This is a genomic window from Martinezella lusitana, from assembly GCF_016901135.1.
GTDB lineage: Bacteria > Pseudomonadota > Alphaproteobacteria > Rhizobiales > Rhizobiaceae > Rhizobium > Rhizobium lusitanum_D.
Window position 1 is genome coordinate 154,700 of sequence record NZ_JAFEVL010000048.1, and the last position, 25,865, is coordinate 180,564.

At 60.0% G+C, this 25,865-nt stretch carries 27 protein-coding genes, 1 tRNA gene and 1 pseudogene; 21 read left to right on the forward strand and 8 right to left on the reverse strand.

All coding sequences use genetic code 11. The features are described from left to right. Positions 1 to 33: 33 nt before the first annotated feature. The 3 genes from JTP94_RS21565 (at position 34) to hflX (ending at position 2,660) form a co-directional block, all read left to right on the forward strand. Positions 34 to 897, forward strand: a complete 864-nt coding sequence (locus JTP94_RS21565; RefSeq protein WP_204852510.1) for a D-amino-acid transaminase — start codon at positions 34 to 36, stop codon at positions 895 to 897. A gap of 107 nt (positions 898 to 1,004) precedes the next feature. Continuing rightward, positions 1,005 to 1,247 (forward strand): RNA chaperone Hfq, encoded by a 243-nt coding sequence (gene hfq / locus JTP94_RS21570; RefSeq protein WP_003539403.1) that lies wholly within the window; start codon positions 1,005 to 1,007, stop codon positions 1,245 to 1,247. 78 nt (positions 1,248 to 1,325) lie between these two features. Further along, a complete protein-coding gene (gene hflX, locus JTP94_RS21575; RefSeq protein ID WP_204852511.1) occupies positions 1,326 to 2,660 on the forward strand; it encodes a GTPase HflX in 1,335 nt (444 codons plus the stop codon). Positions 2,661 to 2,666: 6 nt separating this feature from the next. Here the strand turns inward: hflX and mazG are convergent, their stop codons facing one another. Continuing rightward, positions 2,667 to 3,515 carry a nucleoside triphosphate pyrophosphohydrolase gene (gene mazG, locus JTP94_RS21580; protein WP_204852512.1) on the reverse strand — a complete coding sequence of 283 codons (849 nt, stop codon included), beginning with the start codon at positions 3,513 to 3,515 and terminating at the stop codon, positions 2,667 to 2,669. A 22-nt stretch (positions 3,516 to 3,537) separates the two neighbouring features. Continuing rightward, a complete protein-coding gene (locus JTP94_RS21585) occupies positions 3,538 to 4,125 on the reverse strand; it encodes a deaminase (protein ID WP_204852513.1) in 588 nt (195 codons plus the stop codon). A 287-nt stretch (positions 4,126 to 4,412) separates the two neighbouring features. Between JTP94_RS21585 and cysG the strand changes: the two genes are divergently transcribed. From cysG to JTP94_RS21610, 5 genes are all read left to right on the forward strand, one after another. Continuing rightward, positions 4,413 to 5,855: a siroheme synthase CysG gene (cysG, locus tag JTP94_RS21590; RefSeq protein WP_246755164.1), complete on the forward strand. Its 1,443-nt coding sequence runs from the start codon at positions 4,413 to 4,415 to the stop codon at positions 5,853 to 5,855. A 3-nt stretch (positions 5,856 to 5,858) separates the two neighbouring features. Continuing rightward, complete coding sequence (locus JTP94_RS21595; RefSeq protein WP_034505099.1) at positions 5,859 to 6,173, forward strand: DUF2849 domain-containing protein; 315 nt, start codon at positions 5,859 to 5,861, stop codon at positions 6,171 to 6,173. A gap of 18 nt (positions 6,174 to 6,191) precedes the next feature. Next, entirely contained in the window at positions 6,192 to 7,871 is a 1,680-nt protein-coding gene (locus JTP94_RS21600; RefSeq protein ID WP_204852515.1) for a nitrite/sulfite reductase, read from the forward strand. Positions 7,872 to 7,883: 12 nt separating this feature from the next. After that, on the forward strand, positions 7,884 to 8,396 hold the full coding sequence (locus JTP94_RS21605) for a DUF934 domain-containing protein (protein ID WP_204852516.1): 513 nt from the start codon (positions 7,884 to 7,886) through the stop codon (positions 8,394 to 8,396). Positions 8,397 to 8,628: 232 nt separating this feature from the next. Continuing rightward, positions 8,629 to 9,441: a ferredoxin--NADP reductase gene (locus JTP94_RS21610; protein WP_204852517.1), complete on the forward strand. Its 813-nt coding sequence runs from the start codon at positions 8,629 to 8,631 to the stop codon at positions 9,439 to 9,441. 157 nt (positions 9,442 to 9,598) lie between these two features. Here the strand turns inward: JTP94_RS21610 and JTP94_RS21615 are convergent, their stop codons facing one another. The 3 genes from JTP94_RS21615 to JTP94_RS21625 form a co-directional block, all read right to left on the reverse strand. Continuing rightward, positions 9,599 to 10,213, reverse strand: coding sequence for a GntR family transcriptional regulator (locus tag JTP94_RS21615; protein WP_204852518.1), 615 nt, complete (start codon positions 10,211 to 10,213; stop codon positions 9,599 to 9,601). Positions 10,214 to 10,358: 145 nt separating this feature from the next. Further along, on the reverse strand, positions 10,359 to 10,565 hold the full coding sequence (locus JTP94_RS21620; RefSeq protein ID WP_204852519.1) for a hypothetical protein: 207 nt from the start codon (positions 10,563 to 10,565) through the stop codon (positions 10,359 to 10,361). A gap of 166 nt (positions 10,566 to 10,731) precedes the next feature. Continuing rightward, the gene (locus tag JTP94_RS21625; protein WP_204852520.1) at positions 10,732 to 10,989 is read right to left on the reverse strand and encodes a GlsB/YeaQ/YmgE family stress response membrane protein; all 258 of its coding nucleotides are present in this window, start codon (positions 10,987 to 10,989) and stop codon (positions 10,732 to 10,734) included. 377 nt (positions 10,990 to 11,366) lie between these two features. Between JTP94_RS21625 and JTP94_RS21630 the strand changes: the two genes are divergently transcribed. After that, positions 11,367 to 11,442 (forward strand) — tRNA-Lys (locus JTP94_RS21630). Positions 11,443 to 11,876: 434 nt separating this feature from the next. Further along, positions 11,877 to 12,080, forward strand: coding sequence for a hypothetical protein (locus JTP94_RS21635; RefSeq protein ID WP_204852521.1), 204 nt, complete (start codon positions 11,877 to 11,879; stop codon positions 12,078 to 12,080). A 32-nt stretch (positions 12,081 to 12,112) separates the two neighbouring features. Here JTP94_RS21635 and JTP94_RS21640 read toward each other — a convergent pair whose 3' ends face one another. Together JTP94_RS21640 and JTP94_RS21645 are read right to left on the reverse strand one after the other, a co-directional pair. Continuing rightward, positions 12,113 to 12,325: a hypothetical protein gene (locus JTP94_RS21640; RefSeq protein ID WP_204852522.1), complete on the reverse strand. Its 213-nt coding sequence runs from the start codon at positions 12,323 to 12,325 to the stop codon at positions 12,113 to 12,115. Positions 12,326 to 12,729: 404 nt separating this feature from the next. After that, positions 12,730 to 13,038 (reverse strand): PsiF family protein, encoded by a 309-nt coding sequence (locus tag JTP94_RS21645; RefSeq protein ID WP_246755174.1) that lies wholly within the window; start codon positions 13,036 to 13,038, stop codon positions 12,730 to 12,732. A gap of 273 nt (positions 13,039 to 13,311) precedes the next feature. Between JTP94_RS21645 and JTP94_RS21650 the strand changes: the two genes are divergently transcribed. Further along, the gene (locus JTP94_RS21650; protein WP_204852523.1) at positions 13,312 to 14,064 is read left to right on the forward strand and encodes a cytochrome c biogenesis CcdA family protein; all 753 of its coding nucleotides are present in this window, start codon (positions 13,312 to 13,314) and stop codon (positions 14,062 to 14,064) included. Positions 14,065 to 14,116: 52 nt separating this feature from the next. Continuing rightward, positions 14,117 to 15,079: an AEC family transporter gene (locus JTP94_RS21655; protein WP_204852524.1), complete on the forward strand. Its 963-nt coding sequence runs from the start codon at positions 14,117 to 14,119 to the stop codon at positions 15,077 to 15,079. Here the strand turns inward: JTP94_RS21655 and JTP94_RS21660 are convergent. Next, complete coding sequence (locus tag JTP94_RS21660) at positions 15,056 to 16,258, reverse strand: UbiH/UbiF family hydroxylase (RefSeq protein WP_204852525.1); 1,203 nt, start codon at positions 16,256 to 16,258, stop codon at positions 15,056 to 15,058. The two genes, JTP94_RS21655 and JTP94_RS21660, sit on opposite strands and share 24 nt — an antisense overlap. A gap of 212 nt (positions 16,259 to 16,470) precedes the next feature. Here JTP94_RS21660 and pcsA point away from each other — a divergent pair, with 212 nt between their 5' ends. The 9 genes and pseudogenes from pcsA (at position 16,471) to glmU (ending at position 25,769) form a co-directional block, all read left to right on the forward strand. Next, the gene (pcsA, locus tag JTP94_RS21665; RefSeq protein WP_204852526.1) at positions 16,471 to 17,196 is read left to right on the forward strand and encodes a phosphatidylcholine synthase; all 726 of its coding nucleotides are present in this window, start codon (positions 16,471 to 16,473) and stop codon (positions 17,194 to 17,196) included. A gap of 11 nt (positions 17,197 to 17,207) precedes the next feature. After that, positions 17,208 to 18,188 carry a quinone oxidoreductase gene (locus tag JTP94_RS21670; RefSeq protein WP_204852527.1) on the forward strand — a complete coding sequence of 327 codons (981 nt, stop codon included), beginning with the start codon at positions 17,208 to 17,210 and terminating at the stop codon, positions 18,186 to 18,188. A 41-nt stretch (positions 18,189 to 18,229) separates the two neighbouring features. Beyond that, positions 18,230 to 19,804 (forward strand): ABC transporter ATP-binding protein, encoded by a 1,575-nt coding sequence (locus JTP94_RS21675; protein ID WP_204852528.1) that lies wholly within the window; start codon positions 18,230 to 18,232, stop codon positions 19,802 to 19,804. Then, a complete protein-coding gene (locus JTP94_RS21680; protein ID WP_204852529.1) occupies positions 19,794 to 20,879 on the forward strand; it encodes an ABC transporter permease in 1,086 nt (361 codons plus the stop codon). The genes JTP94_RS21675 and JTP94_RS21680 overlap by 11 nt, the downstream gene beginning before the upstream one ends. Beyond that, on the forward strand, positions 20,876 to 21,796 hold the full coding sequence (locus JTP94_RS21685; RefSeq protein ID WP_204852530.1) for an ABC transporter permease: 921 nt from the start codon (positions 20,876 to 20,878) through the stop codon (positions 21,794 to 21,796). The genes JTP94_RS21680 and JTP94_RS21685 overlap by 4 nt, the downstream gene beginning before the upstream one ends. 55 nt (positions 21,797 to 21,851) lie before the next feature. Beyond that, positions 21,852 to 22,928, forward strand: a complete 1,077-nt coding sequence (locus JTP94_RS21690; RefSeq protein WP_204852531.1) for a BMP family ABC transporter substrate-binding protein — start codon at positions 21,852 to 21,854, stop codon at positions 22,926 to 22,928. Positions 22,929 to 23,156: 228 nt separating this feature from the next. Further along, positions 23,157 to 23,543 (forward strand): annotated as a pseudogene (locus JTP94_RS21695) (ABC transporter permease subunit); the annotation flags it as partial. Positions 23,544 to 23,571: 28 nt separating this feature from the next. Next, positions 23,572 to 24,306 (forward strand): FadR/GntR family transcriptional regulator, encoded by a 735-nt coding sequence (locus JTP94_RS21700; protein ID WP_246755176.1) that lies wholly within the window; start codon positions 23,572 to 23,574, stop codon positions 24,304 to 24,306. Between the two features lie 101 nt (positions 24,307 to 24,407). Further along, entirely contained in the window at positions 24,408 to 25,769 is a 1,362-nt protein-coding gene (gene glmU / locus JTP94_RS21705) for a bifunctional UDP-N-acetylglucosamine diphosphorylase/glucosamine-1-phosphate N-acetyltransferase GlmU (RefSeq protein WP_204852533.1), read from the forward strand. Positions 25,770 to 25,865: the final 96 nt, after the last annotated feature.

Below are 25,865 nucleotides of genomic sequence, written 5' to 3' on the forward strand. Positions count from 1 at the left end.
CCTGGCGCAACGCTCCCATAGTCCGGAATTCCTATGCCAAGAATAGCTTATGTGAACGGTCGGTACGTCCAGCATAGCGATGCCGTGGTGCATATCGAGGATCGCGGCTATCAGTTCGCCGATGGCGTCTATGAAGTTTGTGAGGTTCGTCATGGCCTGATCGTCGATCTGACGCGCCATCTCGATCGCCTCAACCGTTCGCTGAGCGAGCTGCGCATCGCCTGGCCCATGACGCGTGCGGCGCTGATCCTCGTGATTCGCGAGACCTTGCGCCGCAACCACGTCCGCAACGGCCTGTTCTACCTGCAGATCACACGCGGCGTTGCCCGGCGCGATCATGTTTTTCCGGCCGACGGCACGCCTTCTTCCATCGTCGTCACCGCCAAGAGTACCGATCAATCCCTCATCGCCAAGAAGAACGCCAACGGCATCAAGGCGATCACCGTCCGCGACAATCGCTGGGACCGGGTCGATATAAAGTCGGTCGGCCTCTTGCCGAACGCTCTGGCCCGCCAGCAGGCAAAGGAGGCAGGGGCGCAGGAGGCGATCTATATCGACCATAACGGCATGGTGAAGGAGGGGGCGGCTACCAACGTCTGGATCGTCGATCACGACGGAAATCTCGTCACGCGCCCAGCCGAGCACGGCATTCTGCGCGGCATTACGCGCACGACTCTGATGGATGTTGCAGCCAAGCTCGGAGTGACGATTATCGAGCGTTTCTTCTCGGTGGAGGAGATGATGGCGGCCCGCGAAGTGTTCATCACGGCGGCGACAAGCATATGTTTTCCGGTCGTTTCGATCGATGGGGAAACGATTGCCAACGGCCATCCGGGCAGCATGTCACAGAAAATTCGTGAAGCCTTTTTCGACGTTGCGGAAAAGACTGCGATTTGATACCAACATTCGCTGGGAGGAGAAAATGAGGGTATCTCCTGTCCGGGACCTCTCTATATCATGACATGTCACCGGCTTAGGTCGGCAAAAAAGAAAGAAGCGGCGCGATGGCGGAACGTTCTCAAAACTTGCAGGACTTATTTCTCAATACTGTTCGCAAGCAAAAGATCTCACTGACAATTTTCTTGATTAACGGCGTGAAGCTGACAGGTGTCGTTACCTCATTCGACAATTTCTGCGTCCTGCTCCGCCGTGATGGCCATTCGCAGCTCGTCTACAAGCATGCGATCTCGACGATCATGCCGGGTCAGCCGATGCAGATGTTCGAGAGCGAAGAAGCCGCATCCTAACTGGGATTTTCCACTATCACGACACGCGATACCAAAAACGATTCCCTCATTCCGGAGTCCGTAAAGCACCGGGATGACATGCGGGCTGTCGTGGTCGTGCCTGTGCTGAAGCAGGCTCGCGCGTCGCGCTCTGCTCAGGCTGACGGCGCCATCTCGATTTCGCGTCCGCCCGAGAGCCGGCTGGAAGAGGCCAAGGGTCTTGCCCTGGCAATCGATCTCGAGGTGGTCAACGGTTCCATCGTTCCGATCAACGATCCCAGGCCGGCGACTTTGCTTGGCACCGGCAAGATAGAGGAAATCCTCGCGCTGCTCGATGAATTCAATGCCGGGCTTGTCATCGTCGATCATCCGTTGACGCCAGTGCAGCAGCGCAATCTCGAAAGGGCATGGAACGCCAAGGTCATCGACCGTACCGGCCTCATCCTCGAAATCTTCGGCCGCCGCGCTTCCACCAAGGAAGGCACGCTGCAGGTCGAACTTGCGCATCTGAACTATCAGAAGGGCCGGTTGGTTCGAAGCTGGACCCACCTTGAACGCCAGCGCGGCGGTGCCGGCTTCATGGGCGGCCCCGGCGAAACCCAGATCGAAGCCGACCGGCGCCAGCTGCAGGAGCGGATTATCCGGCTGGAGCGCGAGCTTGAACAGGTGGTGCGCACCCGCCAGCTACATCGCGCTAAGCGCCGGAAGGTGCCGCATCCAATCGTCGCGCTGGTCGGTTACACCAACGCCGGCAAGTCGACGCTGTTCAACCGCATTACCGGTGCCGGCGTTTTGGCCGAGGACATGCTGTTTGCGACACTTGATCCGACGCTGCGCCGCATGAAGCTGCCGCATGGCCGCACTGTCATTCTCTCCGACACCGTCGGCTTTATCTCCGACCTGCCGACCCATCTGGTGGCCGCCTTCCGCGCGACGCTGGAAGAGGTTCTGGAAGCCGATTTAATCCTGCATGTGCGCGATCTCTCGGATGACGACAATCAGGTCCAGAGTGCGGATGTCATGCGCATCCTCGGGGATCTCGGCATCGGCGAGGCCGAAGGCGCCGAGCGCATCCTCGAAGTCTGGAACAAGATCGATCGCCTGGAGCCGGAGGCGCATGACGCCATCCTGCAGAAGGCATCGACTGCCGAAAACGTCATCGCCGTCTCGGCGAAAAACGGCGAGGGCGTCGATCGTCTGATGGACGAAATCAGCCGGCGCCTTTCCGGTGTGCTGACGGAGACGACGATCACGCTACCGGTGGAAAAGTTGGCGCTGCTGCCCTGGCTCTACAGTCACGCCATCGTCGATAGCCGCGCGGACAATGAGGACGGCACGGTGACGCTCGACGTTCGCCTTACGGAGTCCGAGTCGGTGGAATTGGAGCGGCGCGTCGGCAATGGACCGAAGCCGCAACGCGAGGATTGGGAATAGGCTAGGTTACGCCTGTTCCGCGCCGCCGAGCTGCCGTTCGATGGCCTTTGCCGCCTGCCAGATCTCTTCCATTCGCTCCAGCGACGCGCCTTCCAGTGTCTCGCCTTCGGCTGCAAGCGTCGTCTCGATATGATGGAAACGGCGGCGGAACTTGGTGTTCGTGCCGCGCAGTGCCTGTTCCGGATCGGTTTTCACGTGCCGGCCGATGTTGACGACGGCAAAGATCAGGTCGCCGAGTTCGTCGCTGACCTTGGCCTTGTCACCGCTTGCAAGTGCGGCACGCAACTCGCCGATCTCCTCCTCGATCTTGTCGAGTATCGGCTCCGGCGCCGACCAGTCGAAGCCGACATGGGCGGCGCGCTCCTGCAATTTCAGGGCTTCCGTCAGGGCTGGGAACGTCCGCTGTACCGAGCCCAGGAAACCTGCTTTGAAATCCTCAGTCATGCCGTTTCTGGCGCGGCGTTCGGCGCGCTCGCGCTTTTCTTCGGCCTTGATCCGATCCCATTGCAGCGTGACCGCATCCTCCGTATTGGCATCGGATACTGCGAAGACATGCGGATGGCGGCGGATCATTTTACGGGTGATGGCATGCACGACATCGCCGAAGGCAAATGCGCCGGCCTCCTCGGCCATGCGGGCATGGAAGACGACCTGCAGCAGCAGGTCGCCGAGCTCGTCGCAGAGATCGTCCATATCCTTGCGCTCGATCGCATCGGCAACCTCAAAGGCTTCCTCGATCGTGTAGGGCTTGATGGTTTCGAAGGTCTGGACGATATCCCAGGGGCAGCCGCTTTCGGGATTTCGCAGTGCCGCCATGATATCGATCAGGCTGCTTATGTCTCGCGACGCTTCCATCGTGGTCTCGGGTCCTGCAGGATTAATTGAGGGGAATGTCGTTGTCGCTCTTGGAAGCCTGATAATTGTCGGACAATCCAGCATAGGCTTGCTTGATGCGCGCCGTCTGCCCCTTCAGCTGCGCTTTTCGTGGATCCGCTTCCGTCTCAACCAGGTCGGCGATGGCAAAGCTGTTCCAGAAGGCGTTGTGCCGGCGATACCCGCCCGGCTCCAGACCGAAGACCTCCTTGAGGATCTTCAGGTCATGCGGGATCGCGAAGGCGTCCCGGGAATCCTCGTGGCTGAAGAAGTAGTAGTAGTTGTCGAAGCCGGCCCAGGTGATCGCCGACATGCACATGGTGCAGGGTTCATGAGTCGACAGGAAGATCAGCTCCTTGGTCGCAGGCTTCTCGCCGAGTTCGTAGAAGCGCGTAAGGGCATGAACTTCGCCATGCCAGAGCGGATTTTCCAGTTCGTTGTTCGTCTCGGCGATCACAAGCGAAAGGTCGGATTTGCGCAGGATGGCGGCGCCGAAGACCTTGTTGCCGGCAGCAACACCCTCTCGCGTCAGCGGCAGGATATCGTGCTCCACGACGTCGAGAAGGCGGGCTGCAATGGTGTTGTCCGACAAGGAGATGCTCCGAAAAATTTCGTCCAGTCTAGCGGGATTGCCGATCCGGCGGAATGCGCAAATGACGTATGGACAGGGTTTGCCACAGGCAATAAAACTGCCGTAGGCGCCGATCAATCATAAAAGTCTATAGATTTCCTGTATTTATCGCAAATTTCTCGTCTGGTGAGTTTTGCTCAAATCCCTGTCATGTCGAGCAAAAGAATACGGACTCGCCAAGGCATTAGAATTTCTGTTTCTTCAATCTCTTGGCCGTAGGGGCGATATTCGGCAAATCTCGAATTGGAATGACGATGCCTCCCAGGACTGAACAGCTTTCGGTGTTTCCCGCCTTCTTCCGCGTGGAAGGAAGGACTGCGGCTGTCTTCGGCAATGGTGACGATGCTTTCGCCAAGGTCCGGCTGCTGATGAACACCCAGGCGAAGATCGTCGCCTATGCGCAGACGCCCGAGGCCGACTATCATTCCTTCCTGATTGCCAACCGTATCGCGACCGTGCGCGACGAGTTTTCGGCCGATCAGGTGAAGGGTGCCACCCTGGTTTTTGCCGCGACCGGCGATGCTGAGGCCGATCGCGCCATCGTCGACGCTGCGCGTGCCGAGAGAATTCCGGCGAACGCTGTCGATCAGCCCGATTACTGCGATTTCTATACGCCGGCATTGGTCAACCGGGCTCCGGTCGCTGTGGCCATCGGCACGGAAGGTGCTGGCCCGGTGCTGGCGCAGATGATCCGCGCGCAGATCGATCAGATGCTATCACCCTCGCTCGGCAAGCTGGCGGAACTGGCGACGCGATATCGCAAGCCGGTCGATCGCCTCGTGCCGCGCGGCGTCGCACGCCGTGTCTTCTGGCGCCGCTTTTTTTCCGGCTCCGTTGCCGATGCCGTCAATGCCGGTCATGTCAAGCAGGCCGAGCAGGCAGCCGACAGCCTGCTGCAGTCGTCGTGCGAAGTCGAAGGTCGTGTCTGGCTGGTCGGCGCAGGCCCTGGCGCCGAGGACCTGCTGACGCTGCGCGCGCAGCGCGTGATGATGGAAGCCGACGTCATCGTCTACGATGCCCTCGTGCCGCAGGCGATCGTCGATATGGGCCGCCGCGATGCCGAGCGCCTGTCCGTCGGCAAGCGCAAGGGCTGCCACACCAAATCGCAGGAAGAGATCAACGATCTGCTGGTGCAGCTTGGCCGCGAAGGCAAGCGTGTCGTGCGGCTGAAATCCGGCGATCCCTTGGTTTATGGTCGCGCGGGCGAGGAAATGGCCGCGTTGCGCGGCGCCGGTATCGGCTACGAGATCGTTCCCGGCATCACCTCCGCCTTTGCCGCCGCCGCCGATTTCGAGCTGCCGCTCACGCTGCGCGGCGTTGCCTCGTCGCTGGTCTTCACGACAGGCCATGACCTTACTGGCGATGTCCTGCCGGACTGGGCGAGCCTCGCCATTTCCGGCGCGACCATCGCCGTTTATATGGGTCGTACGGTCGCCGCCTCCGTCGCTGGCCGCCTGATGGAGGCCGGGCTTCCGGCAGAAACCACCGTCGCCGTCATCGAGAATGCGAGCCGCCGCGATCGTCGCCTGATGCACGGCACCTTGAAGGATCTGCCTGACCTCGAGCATCGCGATGAGCTGAGCGGTCCGGTCATGGTCATCATCGGCGAAGCAGTCGCCGGTGCGAATTTCGAACAATCCGAACCGCTGGTCCGACGCGAGACCGCTGTTCAAGACTATGCAAGGAGCTGAGATATGGTCGACAAGGTTCTGACCGCAAACCGGCTCACCGATGGCGTCGCCGTTTGGCTGAACGCGAATGGTGAGTGGGTGACATCGCTGCAGGAGGCGCTGGTCGCGCGCCATGCCGAAGCGGAAGCGGCACTTGAAGCCATCGGCAAGCAGGCCTATGCCGACAACAAGGTCGTCGATGTCAACCTGATCGACGTTCAGGAAACCGGCGGCAAGCTCTGGCCGCTGCGTCTGCGCGAACGTATTCGCGCCGAAGGCCCCACCATGGAGTACGCGCCCGGCTATGCCGCCGCCGATCCGGAATTCATTGCAGTCTGAGGAAGTCCCGAGGAAATCATGTATCGTTACGACGAATTTGACCACGCCTTTGTCGCGGAGCGCGTTGCACAGTTCCGCGATCAGGTGGAGCGGCGCCTTGCGGGCGAGCTCTCGGAGGATGCCTTCAAGCCGTTGCGCCTGATGAACGGCGTCTATCTGCAGCTGCATGCCTATATGCTGCGCATCGCCATTCCCTATGGCACGCTGAGCTCGCGCCAGATGCGCATGCTCGCCCATATCGCGCGCACCTATGACCGTGGCTACGGCCACTTCACCACGCGCCAGAACCTGCAGTTCAACTGGCCGAAGCTCTCTGATATGCCTGATGTCCTCGCCGAACTGGCCTCCGTCGAGATGCATGCCATCCAGACTTCGGGTAATTGCATTCGCAACGTCACGGCGGATCATTTCGCCGGCGCTGCGGCCGACGAAGTCGCCGACCCGCGCCCCTATGCCGAAATCCTGCGTCAATGGTCATCCGTGCATCCGGAATTCTCCTTCCTGCCGCGCAAGTTCAAGATTGCCGTCACCGGCGCCGAGCGCGACCGAGCCGCAATCCAGGTGCATGACATCGGCTTGCACCTGAAGAAGAACGACAAGGGCGAGATCGGCTTTGCCGTCTATGTCGGCGGCGGTCAGGGGCGCACGCCGATGATTGCCAAGCTGATCCGCGACTTCCTGCCGGAAGAAGACCTGCTGTCCTACACGACCGCCATCATGCGTGTTTACAATCTGCATGGCCGCCGCGACAACAAGTACAAGGCGCGTATCAAGATCCTCGTGCATGAAACCGGTGCGGAAGAACTGGCGCGCCAGGTCGAGGTCGAATTCGACAAGCTCAAAGACACCGAGCTGAAGCTGCCGGAAGCCGACGTTCAGGCTATCTCCGCCTATTTCGCACCGCCGGCGCTGCCGGAACGGGCCGAAGGCTGGGAAAGCCTCGCCCGCTGGAAGAAGACCGATCCGGACTTTGCACGCTGGGTGCAGCAGAACGTGCAGCCGCACAAGAATCCCGATTACGGCATGGTAACGATCTCGCTGAAGCCGATCGGCGGCATTCCGGGCGATGCTTCGGATACGCAGATGGATGCGGTCGCCGATATCGCCGAGGACTACGCTTTCGACGAAATCCGCGTCAGCCATGAGCAGAACCTCATCCTGCCGCATGTGGCCTTGGCCGATCTCGAAGCTGTTTATCGCGGTCTCGTCGCTATCGGCCTGGAAACGGCAAATGCCGGCCTGATCACTGACATCATTGCCTGTCCCGGGCTCGATTATTGCGCGCTCGCCAATGCCCGCTCGATTCCGCTCGCGCAGGAAATCTCCACGCGTTTCGGTTCGGCCGAGCGCCAGGCCGAGATCGGTGAGCTGAAGATCAAGATCTCCGGCTGCATCAATGCTTGTGGTCATCACCATGTCGGCCATATCGGCTTGCTGGGTGTCGAGAAGAAGGGTGCGGAACTCTACCAGATCACGCTCGGCGGCTCCGGTGACGAACACACGTCGATCGGCGAAATCATTGGCCGTGGATTTGAGCCGAACAAGGTGACCGATGCCATCGAGACGATCGTCGACACCTATCTCGGCTTGCGCCTCGACCCCACAGAGATTTTCCTCGATGCCTACAGGCGCGTCGGACCGCAGCCCTTCAAGGTAGCGCTCTATGGCTCGTCCTCGGCTGCGGCCGAAGCGGCGTAAGGAGATATGAGCATGACGAAGATTTGGCGGGAAACCGGTTTTGTCGAAAACGATCCCTGGGTTATCGAAACCGAGGAGGTCAAGGCGACGGAGAGCCAGAAGCCGCTGCTTAGCCTCGATGCCCTGATCGCCAAGGCTGAAGAGAGCAACGATGTCGGCCTCGGCGTGGTGATCAAGCCGGCCGACGATGTGACGAAGCTGCAGCCCTATCTCGATCGCCTTGAGATCGTTGCAGTTGCCTTTCCGGCCTTCAACGATGGCCGCGCCTTCAGCCATGCCTCGCTGCTTCGCGAGCGCCTTGGCTATACCCGTGAACTGCGCGCCGTCGGCGACGTGCTGATCGACCAGATTCCGTTGATGTTGCGCGTCGGCATCGACAGTTTCGCCGTCACCAATGAAACCGCATTGAAGCGGCTGGCGGAAAACCGGCTGCCGGGCATTCCGCATTATTACCAGCCGACCGTCCGCCGTGCCGAAGCCGGGCAGGCCTATAGCTGGCGGCGGTTGCCGGCAAAGTCGGCCTGATTGGTCGCGACGCGCGGATCGCGGCAATTTGACAGCGTCGGATTGCCGTATTTGCGCCTATCGATGCATGTAATGTCGGCCGGAAGAAATCTTGACTGGAATATGCAAATTTTAGTCGCGTGCGGCCGGACGGAATGGAATACCTTTCAATTCGGGCTATATTATAATATCAGCCTCGCGCAATGAGCCTGCCAGGAATGACGTGTAAGACGAATACGGGATCCGAGACAGAATGAACGCCCCCGCCAAGACAGATGAATTTGTTTCCGCAGTACCGGCAGGCGTTTTCGCCGAGAAGGTGCTGAGCGTTACGCATTATACCGACCGGCTCTTCCGCTTTACGATGACCAGGCCGCAAGGCTTCCGCTTCCGCTCCGGCGAGTTCGCGATGATCGGCCTGATGGTTGACGGCAAACCGCTTTACCGTGCCTACTCGATCGCAAGCCCGGCCTGGGCCGACGAGCTCGAGTTCTTCTCGATCAAGGTGCCGGACGGCCCGCTGACGTCGCATCTGCAGAATATCAAGCCGGGCGACGAAGTGCTGATGCGCAAGAAGCCGACGGGCACGCTGGTTCTCGACGCGCTGACGCCGGGCAAGCGGCTCTATATGTTCTCGACCGGCACGGGCATCGCGCCGTTCGCGAGCCTGATCCGCGATCCCGAGACCTATGAAAAGTTCGAGGAAGTCATCCTCACCCATACGACCCGTGATGTCGCAGAACTGAAATATGGCTTCGATCTGGTCGAGGAAATCCGCAGCGACGAGCTCCTGAGCGAAGTCGTCGGTGACAAGCTGCGCCACTACGCGACCGTCACCCGCGAGGACTTCCCCTTCACGGGCCGTATCACCGATCTCATCGAGAACGGCAAGCTTTTTGCCGATCTGGGCGTACCCGCGCTCGATATCGCCATTGATCGCGGCATGATCTGCGGCTCATCCGCGATGCTGAAGGATACCAAGGACCTGCTGGAAAAGGCCGGTCTCACGGAAGGCGCCAACAGCAAGCCGGCCGAGTTCGTCATCGAGCGTGCCTTCGTCGGCTGAAGCATTTCCAGGAAAAGTGCGCAGCGGTTTTCCGTGCGGAATACGAAAAACGAAAAGATTGAGCGTTTTCGCGGTTCGAAGAAAAGCGCAAATGCTCTAGATCGATTGCCTTGCATGCAAAGATGGAAGAGCGGCCTCGGCGACGGGGCCGCTTTTTTCATAGGCTGCCGAGATAATCGATCAGCGATGCCATGGCCACGTGTGCCTCGTCGGCGTTGCCATCATGAATCGCCTTTATGACGCGAATATGTAGCGCAATCGAATGATCGGTGCGATCGGGCGTCGCGCCGGAGTACCAGAGCCGCCGCGAGTGCGTTTGCACCGGCCCGAGAGCGGCCATGATGAAATTGTTCGGGCAGGCGTTCTCCAGGATTTCATCGAATGTCTTGTCTGCCGCGAAGAAGCCGGGCACGTCGCCCGTCACCGCGCAATCGGCCATCAGGCGCGCGCATTCCTGCAGCTGCTCGCGCTGCTGCTCGTCTGCATGAACGGCGGCAAGTGTGGCGGCGATCGGCTCAAGCTCGCGCCTGACCTGCATGACGTGCTGATGGTCGTCGGCACGAATCTCCGCGATCTGCAGACCGACGCGCGGCCGCACATGGATCAGCCCCTGCCATGCAAGCTTCTGGATCGCCTCGCGCACCGGCGTCCGCCCGTGCCCCGCCATCTCGATCAACTGCTTCTCGGTGACGAGCGCTCCAGGCTTAAGCTCGAGCGTCACGATCTGGTACTCGAGCGCCAGATAGGCGAGGTGGCTAAGCGAATTCTGCATGCAAGGCGTCCGACCGAAACGATATGGTACACAGTGTCACCTCGCGTCGTCGAAGGCAACCAATTGTGATATATCAGGGTCGGCAGCTAGCGCAACAAGTCGCGCCGGCTCGCCGAATTCAGGCGGAGAGGCAGACGCAATCGCATCAGTGTTCGATGGCCGAGGACAAGGTTGGCGGCTTCCGCTTGGCGGCCATCAGCAGGTCCAGCTCGGTGGCCGATGGGCCGAACTTATAGAAGAGGCGTTTTGCCTCCTCGTCGTCGAGGCGATATTTTCGTGCAAATTCAGCGATGCTGTAGGGGCGACCGCGTATGACCTTGCGAGTTGGCGTCCGATTGGCGTCTTCGGTCATCCTTCCAACCTCCTTTTCGGTTCCACTTTGCTAGATAGCGTCGCGGATGGAGTTGGAAAGGTCTTTGGCGGGCGTTGCGCCAGCAGAATGCAACAAAAAAGGGAAGGCGGAATCCCGTCTTCCCTCTTCCTCTTCCCATTCGGGCGGGTTCCGCCCAGATGCGCCGCTATCTCCTGATCAATCGACCGATGAAGATCAGGATGCAGGCGCCGATGAAGCCCGTGATCAGGTAATTCAGCCATACATGGAAAGGCAGCTGGATACCGAGCACGCCAAATAACCAGCTGGCAACGAGTGCGCCGATGATGCCGAGGACGATGTTCATGATTATGCCTGTGTTGCTTTTCATGATCATCTCGGCGAACCAGCCCGCTAGGCCGCCAATGATAATTGCTGCAATCCAACCGACGTGTGCATCTTCCATAAAAGAACCTCCTGAGGACCCGACGGGTTGTTAACATTGTCTGATATACACGAAAAACGATTCGCCCCCCAACAATTGCGAACGGCAAACTGCTGGATCCCTTGAGCGCAACCCTGATTATTAAGGGTAATTGTTACGATTGTTCCGGTGTGTCGGAGCTGATTCTCCGACGTTACGGCCTCTTCATCGCTTCAAATCCAAGCTTTGACATGGCGTCCGGGTAATCCGAGCGGCGGAATGCAGCATTTTGACCGCCTGGAGATGAGGAAAAGCGCCTTGAGGGTGCCATAGCCTCGATTTTATGGGTTGACCGCAATAGGGCGTCTGCATATGTTCCGCGCACTTCCAGCCGGGGTGAAAAATCGCCCGCGGAGAGGGAGAGCGTAGCTCAGCTGGTAGAGCAACTGACTTTTAATCAGTAGGTCTCGGGTTCGAACCCCGACGCTCTCACCATCGGATTTTCAAACTTCAATTGAATGTCATCAATTAGAGACCGTAGCGCGATTGGCGCGAATGCGCGCTTGATTTTCGCGATGCCGCCGGTCTCTCCGCACAAAAAGCGCGTCCGACGACGGGCTTTGCGCTTCCGCGCCGCCGAACGCTGCGGAAACGGTGCAGAGGTGACCGTTTCCGCCGTCTCCGGTGCCGGGCGGGTCGCCGGGGACGGGTGAAGGTGTCCGGTTGTCTTTGCAGATTCCGGTCCCATGCTTTTGCGGATATACGTTGCGGTCTTGCGGATAGTTTCAGTGCGCCAGAATTATTTTTGTGCAGTCTAATTTAGTCTGGTTGCACTCATTCCTGAGCGCAACGCGCGTCGGCAGCGCCCCAGTTTTCTGGAACCTAATCGAGTCAGTCGTGTTTCCCACTGAGACAAGAGGAGAGACACGATGGCAGATGATGAATCCCACGATCCGCGTCGCGGAAAGGAAAATACGCAGGCTCTTGCGAAGATACAGCACAGCAAGGCGCATGGCGTAAAACAGGAGGCGGACACGGACGACAAGGCACCGTTGGTTGCCGATCCCCGTAACAGGCTTGCGGACGGCAAAATCGATCCGGTGACGAAAGAGCTCAAGCCCAAGGAGAAGTAGGCTCGAGGGGATGGGGAATTTAGTTCCGCATATTACGAATGCAGCGGCTTCGGCGGTATCGTCTCCTTGCCGTCATTCATGGCGATGGCGATGATCGCCAAGAGAACGTATTCGCGTTTCCAGCCGGATTTCAGGGCCGCTGCAAGAAGGCTCTCGATGGAAGGTTCAAGGGCGAAAAGACAGGCGGCCAGATATCTTGCCTGCGACGCTTCTTCCGAAGGGGGAGGATTTATGGCTGCTTTCAATTTCCTGCTCCGTCCATTTATTCGATCGAACGGGGATGAGTTGTAACTTCAGCAGGTTTCCCAGGTTTTGCTCGTTTATTGCGAAACGTTTCTGTCGCCGCGGGGAATGCGATCATTCGTAACGTGTCTGGCATGTCGCCGTCCACGACGATCCTGTCCGAGAGACCGCAAACGAATTGCCGTGGCAACGACGCTATGGACGATGGCCATGAGAAGGGCGCTACGCGCTACTCTTCCGGAACGAGCAGGCAATACCGAGCCGCGTTAAACGTACGGCTTTTCAAAGCCATACGCGCGCATTTTCATTCGGAATATTTGGCAGGAGCGACTGACGTGTCGCAGCGATCAACTTTACCATCATTTCAACGGTAAAGTTGACCGTTGAGAGAGAAGAACCTCGGATGCTACGCCGCCTTGCCGCCGTTCTTCTTGCAGTCGCTGCGGAACTTGGCGCGTGCCTTTCCGTGCAGGCCCTTGGCGTCGGCCTGAGTCGAACATGCCTTGGAAACGGCCGTTTGAGCGGGCTTCATCGCCTTTGGCTTGGTTGTGCTGGTCGTCGATTTCATGGCGGGTGTCGACGTCGTCGCACTGGGGGGTGTGGTCGTCGTGCTGGGGGTTGTCGTCGTTGTGCTGGGTGTCGCCGTTTGTGCCATGGCGCTTACGCTGAAGAGGGCGGCAAAGGCTGCAGTCGTGAACATAGTAGCAATTCGCATGGGGCTTTTCCTCCGCTAACTAAACTTGGGTGGAACGTACGTTGTTCGACGAACACCGACAGCTTGGACCAATATTTTTGCGAAAGCAATTTGTTCGTCGGGCTGCTCTGCGGCCATTGGTCGCGTCTGTTGTGGGCCTGTCTCGTGAGGCAAGATCGGTATTTCGGTTGCTTCGCGCGGGCGGTTTTGCAGCCGCCGCCCTCGAAAAGGTGATTGGCTTTCAGGCCTTCGCGAAGCTAGGAAGAGGGTGAAATGACATAGCCGGAGTCCATCGTGTCGCTTGCCGATATCTCGCTTTTCAGTGCCTTGATTGCCGGGGCGCTTTCGTTTCTTTCGCCTTGCGTGCTGCCGCTCGTGCCGCCCTATCTCTGCTACATGGCCGGTGTTTCGGTCGAGCAGTTTCGCGGCGGGGGATCGGCTGTCGCAGCAGGGCCGAGTGTTCGCGGCAATGTGCTGATGTCGGCGCTCTTCTTTACGCTGGGGTTCGCCACCGTATTCGTCGCACTCGGCGCCGGCGCTTCATCCATCGGCCTGCTGCTGCGTCAGCATCTCGATCTTCTCTCGAAGATCGGCGGTCTGATCATCGTCATCATGGGCTTGAATTTCCTCGGTGTTTTCCGCATCGGCCTTCTCGCCCGCGAGGCACGCTTCCAGGGCAGCGGCAAGCCGGCGACGTTGACGGGCGCCTATATCATGGGCCTTGCCTTCGCCTTCGGCTGGACGCCTTGCATCGGCCCGGTTCTCGGCGCCATCCTCGGCATTGCCGCCTCTCGCGAGACGGTTGGTGCGGGCGCCGGCCTGCTCGCGGTCTATTCGCTGGGGCTTGCCATTCCGTTCTGGATCGCAGCCGGCTTTTCCGGCGCCTTCATGAGCTTTCTGTCCCGCTTCCGGCGTCATCTCGGCACGGTCGAGAAAGTCATGGGCGGACTTCTGGTGCTGACCGGGCTCGCCTTCATATTCGGCTATATCAGCGACATGGCGATCTGGTTTCAGCAGACCTTTCCAATCCTGATGAAAATCGGCTAAGTCGGGCGATATCCTTCGCCTTCATTTTCCACGGCAAAATGGAATATGCCCGATGGCTGACGTTGTCGGTCTGCTGCTGCCATTCTTCGGCCTGATCCTGATCGGTTACATTGCCGCGCGCATCACGAAACAGCCGGCGGAGGCGCTCGGCTGGCTCAATACGTTCATCATCTATGCCGCATTGCCGGCTTTGTTCTTCAAGCTCGTTTCGCAGACACCGATCGAACAGCTGACGCGAATCGATTTCATCGCCACCGATATCGCCGCGACCTATTCGATCTTTCTCCTGCTGTTTCTCGTCGGGCGTTTTTTGCGGCGCAATTCACTCGCCGACAGCACGATCCAGGCCTTTGCCGGCGCTTACGGCAATATCGGCTATATGGGGCCGGGCCTAGCGCTTCTGGCGCTGGGTGAAAAGGCGGCCGTTCCCGTCGCGCTGATCGTGTGCTTCGAAAACGCGCTGCATTTCATCGTCGCGCCGGCCCTGATGGCTCTCGAAGGCGGAGACAAGCGCTCCGTCTGGCGCCTTGCTGGGGATATCGCCCGGAAAGTGCTGCTGCACCCCTTCATCCTGTCGACTGCCCTGGGTTTTGCCGTGGCAGCGCTTTCGCTCCATCAGCCAGTCGCCTTCGAGCGGTTTGTCAATTATCTGGCGCAAGCGGCTGCACCCTGTGCGCTATTTGCCATGGGCGTAACGCTTGCGTTGCGGCCGTTGAAGCGGGTTCCGGTCGAGATCGGCTATATCGTGCCTGCGAAACTCATCCTGCATCCGCTCGTCGTTTATGTCGTGCTGCAGGCCGTGGGTGGGTTCGATCCGATATGGATCGAATCAGCGATGCTACTTGCCGCCTTGCCGACGGCCACGAATGTCTTTGTCATCGGCCAGCAATATGGCGTCTGGCAGGAACGGGCTTCCGCCACCATCCTGATCACAACGGCCTGTTCCGTGGTGACGGTGTCGCTGGTGCTCTATCTGATAAAATCGGGCGCCTTACCGGCGCAGCTTTTCCCGTAGCATCAAGGGAAAATTGCGCAGGCTGCCGCCCGGTTCGATGCCTTCGCGCATGACGATGTTCCGGAGCGGCGCGATGGCGGAAAGTACATGCAGCCCCGCGGAGCGCAGCATCTGCACGGGCAGGAAATCCGACAGAAGCGAGCGATTGAGGAGATCGACGCTCGTCGTCCGGCTGATGATGTCGACGCGGCGCTTACGGTCGAAATTGTCGCCGGCTGATGCGGAGATCGGCTGATCCGCGCGGGTGCAAAGGATGTCCGACAGCGCCAGTATATCGCGCAGGCTCAGGTTCAGGCCCTGAGCCCCGATCGGCGGAAAGACATGGGCGGCTTCGCCGATCAAGGCGGCGCGGCCCTTGCCGAAACGATGGGCCGTCATGCCGGAGAGCGGCCAGACCTGGACATTGTCCTCGATCGTCACGCGGCCGAGCATCGATTGCATGCGCTCCTCGACCAGTCGCCCAAGTTCCTCGAGCGATTTTTCGGCATTGGCCGCAGCTTCCGCCGGCTTCTGCACCCAGACGAGGCTGGAGCGGTTGCCGGGCAGGGGCACCTGCGTGAAGGGACCGCTTTCGGTGTGGAATTCCGTCGAGATGTTCTGATGCGGCAGAGAGTGCGCAAGGTTCAGGACCATGGCGGATTGCGGATAGGACCAGCCCTTGACCTTGATGCCCAAGGTCTCGCGAACCATCGAGTTGCGTCCGTCGGCACCGACGACGAAAGCGGCATCGATCGAATCGCCATTGTCGAGCGCAATCGTCAAGCCATCGTTGCGAAAGGTGATGTCGGAGGCGCTGGCTTCGATGCGGTTGATGTTTGCTTCCGCCTCGATGGCGTCACCGAGGCTGCCGAGCAGCACGGCGTTCGGAATATTGTAGCCGAAGGCGTCGAGGCCGATTTCGGACGATCGGAACGAGACGGTCGGCGCCCGCAGCAGCCTCGTTGTGCCGTCGATGATCCGCATGGTCGTCAATGCAGCCGCCGAGGGCGCGATCTTGTCCCATAGCGTCAGGCGCTCGAGAAAGCGGATCGATTGATCCATCAGCGCCGTCGTCCGTCTGTCGGCCTTGTTGTGCGGCGCGGCCACCAAGGCGACGGATCTTCCGCCGCGCGCAAGCGCGTACGCCGTGATCATGCCGGCCAGACCTCCGCCGATGACGGCCACTTCAATCTGCTTCATATCGATGCCTCAATTGCCTCTCGTTCTGAAAATAGGCGCTTAGCCTGTTGAAATCCATGGGATGAAACATCGCAACGGGTGAAAATGACAGGAAGTCGCGCTAGCGTGACGGGGTAGACGCTTTTGCGCTGGCGGCAGAGACCAAAGGATGCATATTAGCGAGAAAAACCGCCTGCCGGGGCAGGCGCATAAGCAGACGAGTCACGGGGCGGATGAAAATCTTCAAATACAAGCGGGTGCCTTATGCGGAGATTCGTGCTTTCTCCGTCCATATATTGACGGCATCTGGATCTTTTCTCGCCTTTCTTGGCGTCGTTGCAGCCTCGGAGCATCGTTTTGTCGATATGTTCTGGTGGCTTGGTTTGGCGCTGCTGGTCGATGGCATCGACGGGCCGATCGCCCGCAAGGTCCGGGTCAAGGAAGTCCTTCCCAATTGGTCGGGCGATACGCTCGACAACATTATCGACTATGTGACCTATGTGCTGCTGCCGGCCTTCGCGCTCTACGAAAGCGGCATGATCGGCGAGCCCTGGTCGTTTGTCGCCGCCGGCATGATCGTGGTCTCCAGCGCCATCTATTACGCGGATACCGGCATGAAGACGGAAGAGTATTTCTTCTCCGGCTTCCCGGTCGTCTGGAACATGGTAATCTTCACGCTCTTCGTCATCGATGCCAGCGCCACGACCGCCATGATCCTGGTGGGGGTCTCCGTCGTCTTGACCTTCCTGCCGATCAATTTCCTGCATCCGGTGCGCGTCAAACGCTTGCGGCCGCTCAATCTCGGCATATTCCTCTTCTGGTCGGCGCTCGGCGTCTATTCGCTGCTGATGCATTTCGTCATGCCGCAATGGGCGGTCGCCCTCTTTATCATCAGCGGGATCTATCTTTACTGCATCGGTGCCGTATTGCAGTTTTTTCCGTCCCTCGGGCGTCAATAGGATTGCGCATCATGAAAAAGATCCAGGTCATTCGCATCCATGAAAACGGCGGTCCTGATGTCATGAAGCTGGAGGAGGTGGATCTCCCACCGCCCGCCGCCGGAGAAGTACAGATCCGCCATGCCGCGATCGGGCTGAATTTCATAGACGTCTATCTCCGGTCCGGGCTTTACAAGGCGCCATACTTTCCGCTGCCGCTCGGCAAGGAAGCCGCCGGTACGATCACCGCGGTTGGGGCCGGCGTCTCCGATTTCTCAGTCGGCGACCGCGTTGCCTATGCCGGCAGCGATGGCGCCTATAGCGTCGAGCGCAATATCGATACCCGCCATCTGGTCAAGGTGTCCGACGATATCCCGCTCGAAACGGCGGCAGCGATGATGCTGAAGGGCATGACGGCCGAATATCTGCTGAACCGCACCTTCAAGGTCGGCCCTGGCATCACGTTGCTGTTTCACGCAGCCGCCGGCGGCGTCGGCCTGATCGCCGGCCAATGGGCGAAGGCGCTGGGCGCCACTGTGATCGGCACGGCCGGTTCGCCGGAAAAGGTCGAGCTGGCACTGGCGCATGGTTACGACCACGTCATCGACTATAGCAGGGAGAATTTTGCCGACCGCGTTCGGGAGATCACCGGCGGCAAGGGGGTCGATGTCGTCTACGATTCGGTCGGCAAGGACACATACCCCTATTCGCTCGATTGCCTGAAGCCGCGCGGCATGTGGGTGACCTTCGGCCAATCCTCGAGCCCGATCGAGAATTTCAATCTCGCCACCCTCAATCAGAAAGGCTCGCTTTTCGCGACGCGCCCGAGCCTTTTCGCCTATGTCTCCACACCAGAAGAGTTGAGAGCCAGCGCCGGGGCGTTATTTGCTGTTGTGCAAAGCAACAAAGTGCGTATCAATATCCACCAGACCTATCCGCTTGTTGATGCTGGGCGCGCGCACTCGGATTTGGAGGCAAGAAGAACAAGTGGAACTACACTGCTGATCCCATAGATCCGTAAAGGGCAGGACGGTGGGAAGGAAATGAGGGGAACGTGTCGTCATCTGATGTGCCGGCAACCGGTGCGTTACTATCGGTTCGCAAACTGACGAAGCTGTTCGGTAGTTTTGCTGCCTGCAATGAAATCGATCTGGAAATCCAGCCGGGCGAAATTCACGCTCTGCTCGGCGAGAACGGCGCAGGCAAATCCACGCTGGTGAAGATGCTGTTCGGCGTGCTGGAGCCGACGCATGGGGAAATAGTGTGGCAGGGCCAATCCGTTGCGATCGACGCACCGGGCACGGCCCGCAAGCTCGGCATCGGCATGGTGTTCCAGCATTTCTCGCTGTTCGAGGCACTGACGGTTGCCGAAAATATCGCGCTGTCGCTCGACGGCAAGATCCCGATCGCGAAGATATCGGAGGAGGCCGCGAGGCTGTCGCGAGCCTATGGCTTGCCGCTCGATCCGAATGCGCATGTGGCCGATCTATCCGTCGGCGAGCGCCAGCGCATCGAAATCGTCCGTGCGCTGCTGCAGAATCCGAAGCTGATCATTCTCGACGAGCCGACCTCCGTGCTGACACCGCAGGAGGCCGATCGCCTGTTCGAGACGCTGTTCCAGCTGAGGGACGAAGGGCGTTCGGTGCTTTACATCAGCCATCGTCTGGAAGAAGTGCAGCGCATCTGTTCGCGCGCCACCGTGCTTCGCCACGGCAAGGTGACCGGCGCCTGCGACCCGCGGCAGGAAACGACGGGTTCGCTTGCGCGCATGATGGTCGGCAGTGACGTCGCCAGCGTGCAGCATGAGGGACTTGGGAAGACGGGTGAGATCCAATTGGAAGTCGCGGGCCTGTCGGTGCCATCACGGACTCCCTTTGCCATGTCGCTGAAGGATGTTTCGCTGCGCGTGCGGGCCGGCGAAATTCTCGCGATCGCCGGCGTTGCCGGAAACGGGCAGGGCGAGCTGTTCGACGTCATTTCCGGCGAATACACCGTCCCATCGGACGATCTGATCCATGTGCGCGGCCAGGCGGTCGGCACCAAGGGCATCAATGCACGCCGGTTGCTCGGTGCCGGTTTCGTGCCGGAGGAGCGCCATGGCCACGCGGCCGTCTCGGCGATGAAGCTGTCGGACAATCTCGTGCTGGCGCGCAACCAATCGGACCGCAAGGCATTTCTGCGTGGCCGTTTCCTCAAGATCATCCGGCACGGCGTCGTCAAGCAGGCTGCCAAGCGGATCTGCGAAGCGATGGATGTGCGCAAGAGCGGCGAGGATCCGGCGGCCGGCGCGTTGTCCGGCGGCAATCTGCAAAAGTTCATCGTCGGCCGCGAGCTGGATCGCCAGCCGAGCGTGCTGGTCGTCAACCAGCCGACCTGGGGAGTGGACGCTGGGGCCGCAAGCCGCATCCGTCAGGCGCTCGTCGATCTTGCCCGCGATGGCTCGGCCGTGCTGGTCATCAGCCAGGACCTGGACGAGATTTTCGAAGTGGCGACCGATATCGCCGTCATCTCGGAAGGCCGGCTTTCAGCTTCATACCCTGCCGGCGAACTCACCCGCGAAAAGATCGGCCTGCTGATGAGCGGCCTGCATGAATCCAGGACGCAATCGGAGCCCGCGCATGCGCATTGAACTTGAAAAGCGCCCGCAGGTCTCGAAACTGTTCGGTCTTCTATCGCCGCTGCTTGCTCTCGCGCTGGCGCTGATCGCCGGCACGATTATGTTCGCCGTCATGGGCAAGGATCCGGTGGAGGCGCTAAACGCCTTCTTCGTCGAGCCTCTGCTGGAGGTCTGGTCGCTGCACGAACTGGCGATCAAGGCCGGGCCGCTGATCCTGATCGCCGTAGGCCTCTGCGTCTGCTACCGCTCCAACAACTGGAACATCGGGGCGGAAGGCCAGTTCTCCATCGGCGCGGTCACGGGCTCCTTCATTCCGATCGTCTTCACCGATTGGCATTCGCCGATGGTCCTGCCCTTGATGCTGATCGCCGGTGCCATCGGCGGCGCGCTCTATGGCGCCATTCCGGCGCTGCTGAAGGCGCATTTCAACACCAATGAGATCCTGACGAGCCTGATGCTCGTCTATATCGCACAGCTCTTTCTGGATTGGCTGTCACGCGGACCGTGGCGTGATCCGCAGGGCCATAATTTTCCGCAGAGCATCGATTTTCCGCCGGAGGCGGTGCTGCCGGCGATCTGGGAGGATTCCGGCCGCGCCCATTGGGGTATCGTCTTTGCCGTCGTTGCGGCGATCCTTGCCTGGTTCATGATCAAATATACGCTGAAGGGCTTCGAGATAACCGTGCTCGGCCAATCGGCTCGGGCAGGGCGGTTCGCCGGCTTCTCCTCGCGGAAAATGGTCTGGTTCGCCTTCCTCTTTTCCGGCGCGCTCTCGGGCCTTGCCGGCATTTCCGAGGTCGCCGGCTCGATCGGCCATCTGCAGCCGGCGATCTCGCCGGGCTACGGCTTCACCGCCATCATCGTTGCGTTCCTGGCCCGTCTCAACCCGCTCGGTGCGATCCTTTCCGGCTTCGTGCTGGCGTTGACCTATCTCGGCGGCGAGGCGGCACAATTGTCGCCCGGTATTTCCGCCAAGGCGGCGAGCGTCTTCCAGGGGCTGCTGCTGTTTTTCGTGCTCTCCTGCGATACGCTGATCTACTATAAGATCCGGCTGATCTGGTCGCGGGTTCGGGGAGGTGCGGCATGAGTGTCTTCGAAGCGATCCTCCTGACCATTATCACGGCCTCGACACCGCTCGTCATCGCCGGCCTCGGCGAGCTGGTGGTGGAGCGCTCTGGCGTGCTCAATCTCGGCGTCGAAGGCATGATGATCATGGGCGCGGTCGCCGCCTTCGTCGGCGCGCAGATGACGGGCTCGCCCTATGTCGGCCTCGTCACCGGCATCATCGCCGGCGCGCTGTTTTCCCTGCTGTTCGGGTTCCTGACCCTGACGCTGGTGACCAACCAGGTCGCCACCGGCCTTGCGCTGACCATCCTCGGCCTCGGCCTCTCCGGCATGATCGGCGAAGGCTATGTCAGCGTGCCCGGGGTGCAATTGCAAGAAATCGTCTTTCCGCTGCTATCGGACATTCCGCTCATCGGGCCGGTGCTGTTCAAGCAGGACCTGACCTTTTATCTCTCGATCGCTCTGGTCGTCGGCGTCAATTGGTTCCTCTTCCGCAGCCGCGCCGGCCTGAAGCTGCGTGCCGTCGGCGACAGTCACGGCTCCGCGCATGCCCTCGGCATCGATGTCATCCGCACGCGCTATCTCGCCGTCATGTTCGGCGGCGGCTGCGCGGGGCTTGCCGGCGCGCAATTGTCGCTGGTCTATACGCCGCAATGGGTCGAGAACATGTCTGCCGGCCGCGGCTGGGTGACGCTGGCGCTCGTCGTCTTCGCGTCCTGGCGGCCGATGCGCGTCATGGCCGGCGGCTATCTCTTCGGCGCCGTGACGATCCTGCAGTTTCACGCACAGGGCTTCGGCGTCGGCATTCCCTCGCAGTTCCTGTCGATGCTGCCCTATGCATCGACTATTGTGGTTCTCGTTATCATCTCTCAAAATCGCCGCGCGACCCTGATCAACACGCCAGCGTCGCTCGGCAAGGCCTTCGTTCCGGAGCGCTGAGGACAAACAGCCGGACGGATTTTTGTAAAAACATGTCAAACCAACAGGGGTAACCATGAAAAAACTAGCACTCGCACTCGCCACGTCAGCCGCTGCCATCGTTGGCTTCGCTGCTGCGGCCGAAGCGGCGCCGACCAAGGTCTGCTTTGTCTATGTCGGCTCGCACACGGATGGCGGTTACTCGCAGGCGCACGATCTCGGCCGTCAGCAGATCCAGAAGGAGTTCGGCAACAAGATCGATACGCCCTATCTCGAAAACGTACCGGAAGGCCCCGATGCCGAGCGTGCTATCGAGCGTCTCGCTCGTTCCGGCTGCTCTCTGATCTTCTCCACCTCGTTCGGCTTCATGGATGCGACCGTCAAGGTTGCGGCCAAGTTCCCGAAGGTGAAGTTCGAGCATGCGACCGGCTTCAAGAGCGGCCCGAATCTCGCCACCTACAATTCGCGCTTCTATGAAGGCCGCTATATCCTGGGTCAGATCGCTGCCAAGACGTCGAAGAACCACGGCGCCGCCTACATCGCTTCCTTCCCGATCCCGGAAGTGGTCATGGGTATCAATTCCTTCGAGCAGGGCGCCCGCTCGATCGATCCGAGCTTCAAGCTCAAGGTCATCTGGGTCAACACCTGGTTCGATCCGGGCAAGGAAGCCGATGCGGCCAAGGCCATGGTCGACCAGGGCGTCGATATCCTGACCCAGCATACCGACACGACCGCACCGATGCAGGTGGCCGAAGAGCGCGGCATCCATGCCTTCGGTCAGGCTTCCGACATGATCGCCGCCGGCCCGAAGGCACAGCTGACCGCCGTCGTCGACACCTGGGGCAATTACTACTCCAAGCGCGTTCACGCGCTGCTCGACGGCACCTGGAAGTCCGAGCAGAACTGGGACGGCCTGAAGGACGGCATCCTCAAGATGGCGCCCTACACCAACATGCCCGACGACGTGAAGAAGATGGCCCAGGAGACCGAAGCCAAGATCAAGTCCGGTGAACTCGCACCCTTCACCGGCCCGATCAACAAGCAGGACGGCACGCCTTGGCTGAAGGCCGGCGAAAAGGCCGATGACGGCACCCTGCTCGGCATGAACTTCTACATCGAAGGCGTCGACGACAAGCTGCCTGCTTCGAAGTAAGGCAGACGAAATAGCTTAAGTTGAAAAGGGGCGCCTGTGGCGCCCCTTTTTGTTGCATCGCATCATCGAATACCGATTTACAAAAGTATTACTATATGATTTTTTGACTGCGGGCCTGAGGAGATGGGCCTTTGGGAGGATATCATCGTTGAGGTCAGGCTGCGCGTCCCCACAGGCGAGCTAACACTTGCGCACCAATTGCGCTCCGGCGACAAAGCCGAGAGTTGCGGCGTGAAGACGGCCGAGCTCATGGGTGTTCCGGTCGGCCGCACGACGATCCGGATATACGCCCTGTCGGGCTTTCTCGCCGGTCTATCCGGAATCGTTTTTTCCATCTATACATCAGCAGGATATTCGCTTGCCACGGTCGGCGTCGAGCTCGACGCTATCGCCGCCGTGGTCATAGGCGGAACACTGCTGACGGGAGGAGCGGGGTTCGTTGGAGGAACACTCATCGGAATTCTCATACAGGGCTTGATTCAGACCTACATCACCTTCGATGGAACGCTTTCCAGCTGGTGGACGAAGATATTGATCGGCTTATTGCTGTTTGCTTTTATTCTGATGCAGAAAGGCCTTCTGCTGCTTTCCCGTTTCAATCGACGTTACGTCTGAGGGAAGGACAGAGTGCTTGCGCAGCCGAATGCTTGATACGAGAAAACCCGAGGGAAAGTCGCGGACGAGCCACGCACAGGTCGTCGACGATCTCGGCAAGGCAATTGTCTCCGGCGCCTTCCCGATCGGCAGCATCCTTCCGGGCGACAGCGAACTTCTGCAGCGATTCAAGGTATCCCGCACTGTTCTGCGCGAAAGCATGAAGACCTTGGCGGCGAAGGGCATGGTCGTGCCGCGTGCGCGTGTCGGCACGCGTGTCACCGAGAAGATCTATTGGAACATGTTCGACAACGAAGTGCTCAACTGGCATTTCGAAAGCGGGGTCAACAAGGAGTTTCTTCTCCACCTCTACGATATACGCATGGCGTTCGAGCCTTTCGCCGCCAGCCTGGTGGCGGAACGGGCCAGTCGCGAGGACATCGATTTGCTGCGGCGGCTTGCGGCCTCCATGGCTGCCCCGCATCATACGTCCGACAGTCTTGCCGTTGCCGACCTGCATTTCCATCTGGCCATCACCGAGGCCTCGCAAAATCCTTTCATGCGCTCGCTCGGCGGGCTTATCGAGGCTGCGCTGGTCGGCATGTTCCGCATGAGTGCGCCACCCTCCAGCAACGGCTTTAGCAATATTGCCGACACGCATATGGCCATCGTCGAAGCCATTGCAGCGCATGATGCTCTGGCGGCGCACAAGGCCATGGAATTCGTCATCATCGACGGACGTCAACATGTCCTGGAAGCTTTCTCGGCTCTTGTCGAGGCGTAGGAGCTACTTCTAATTTCGCCGTAGTTCACCGCTCGACTAGTTGCTATGAGGGGACAGCGCCCGGTCACGGGCGGCGCCTGATGTTTATCTCGGAGCCTGAAATGGAACGCACCTGCCTCGCCATCATCCTCGCTGCCGGCGACAGTACCCGCATGAAGTCATCGATCTCGAAGGTTCTGCATCCGATCGCCGGCCGGCCGATGATCGCGCATGTGATGGAGTCGATCGCCAAGACCGATATTTCGGCAGCGGCACTGGTCGTGGGGCGCAATGCCGATGAGGTGAGCGCGGCAGCGGCGATCGGCGGCGTCAAGGTGGAATCCTATCTGCAGAAAGAGCGCCTTGGCACCGGCCATGCCGTGCTTGCGGCGCGCGAGGCGATCGCTCGAGGTTATGACGACATTCTCGTTGCCTATGGAGACGTGCCGCTGCTCACCGACGTGCCGCTGCGCGCCGCCCGCCAGGGGCTCGCCGAAGGCAACGATATCGTGGTCATCGGCTTTCACACCGATAATCCCAATGCCTATGGTCGGCTGCTGGTCAAGGATGGCGAGCTGATTGCCATACGCGAGGCGAAGGATGCGACGGATGCCGAACTGGCGGTCACCTGGTGCAACAGCGGCCTGATGGCGATCAACGGCCGCAAGGCGCTCGATCTGCTTGACCGCATCGACAACAACAATGCCAAGGGCGAATATTACCTCACCGATCTCGTTGAAATCGCTCGCTCGCTCGGCGGTCGCACCGTGGCTGTCGATGCGCCGGAAGTGGAGATGACCGGTTGCAACAACCGGGCCGAACTTGCCGTCATTGAGCGTCTTTGGCAGGAGCGGCGGCGTCACGAGCTGATGCTGTCGGGTGTCACCATGATTGCGCCGGAAACCGTGTTTCTCGCTTATGACACCGTGATCGGCCAGGATGCACTGATCGAACCGAACGTCGTGTTCGGCCCCGGCAGCGTCATCGAGGGAGGCGCGGTCGTTCATGCCTTCTCGCATATCGAGGGCGCGCATGTCAGCGCCGGAGCGACGGTCGGGCCGTTCGCGCGGTTGCGCCCCGGCGCAGATCTCGCCAGCGGCTCCAAGGTCGGCAATTTCTGCGAAGTGAAGAACGGCAAGATCGGCGAGGGCGCCAAGGTCAATCATCTGACCTATATCGGCGATGCGACTGTCGGTGCCGGCAGCAATATCGGTGCGGGCACGATCACCTGCAACTACGACGGGGTCAACAAGCACGAGACGCATATCGGCGCCAACGCCTTTGTCGGCTCCAATTCGTCGCTCGTGGCACCCGTGCGCATCGGCGACGGCGCCTACGTTGCCTCCGGCAGCGTCATCACCGATGACGTCCCGGCGGACGCACTGGCCTTCGGCCGGGCGCGGCAGGAGGTGAAGCCCGAGCGCGCCAAGCTCGTGCGCGAGAGGGCACTCGCCATCAAAGCCGCCAAGAAGGCCAGCCACTAAGCCTAAAGTAGATGGTCGCGTAACGGTTGGAAACCGAAAGTGACCATCGTGGCAATTGTGAAAACTGGTAGAATAGCTAGGACTTGCCTTCAAATT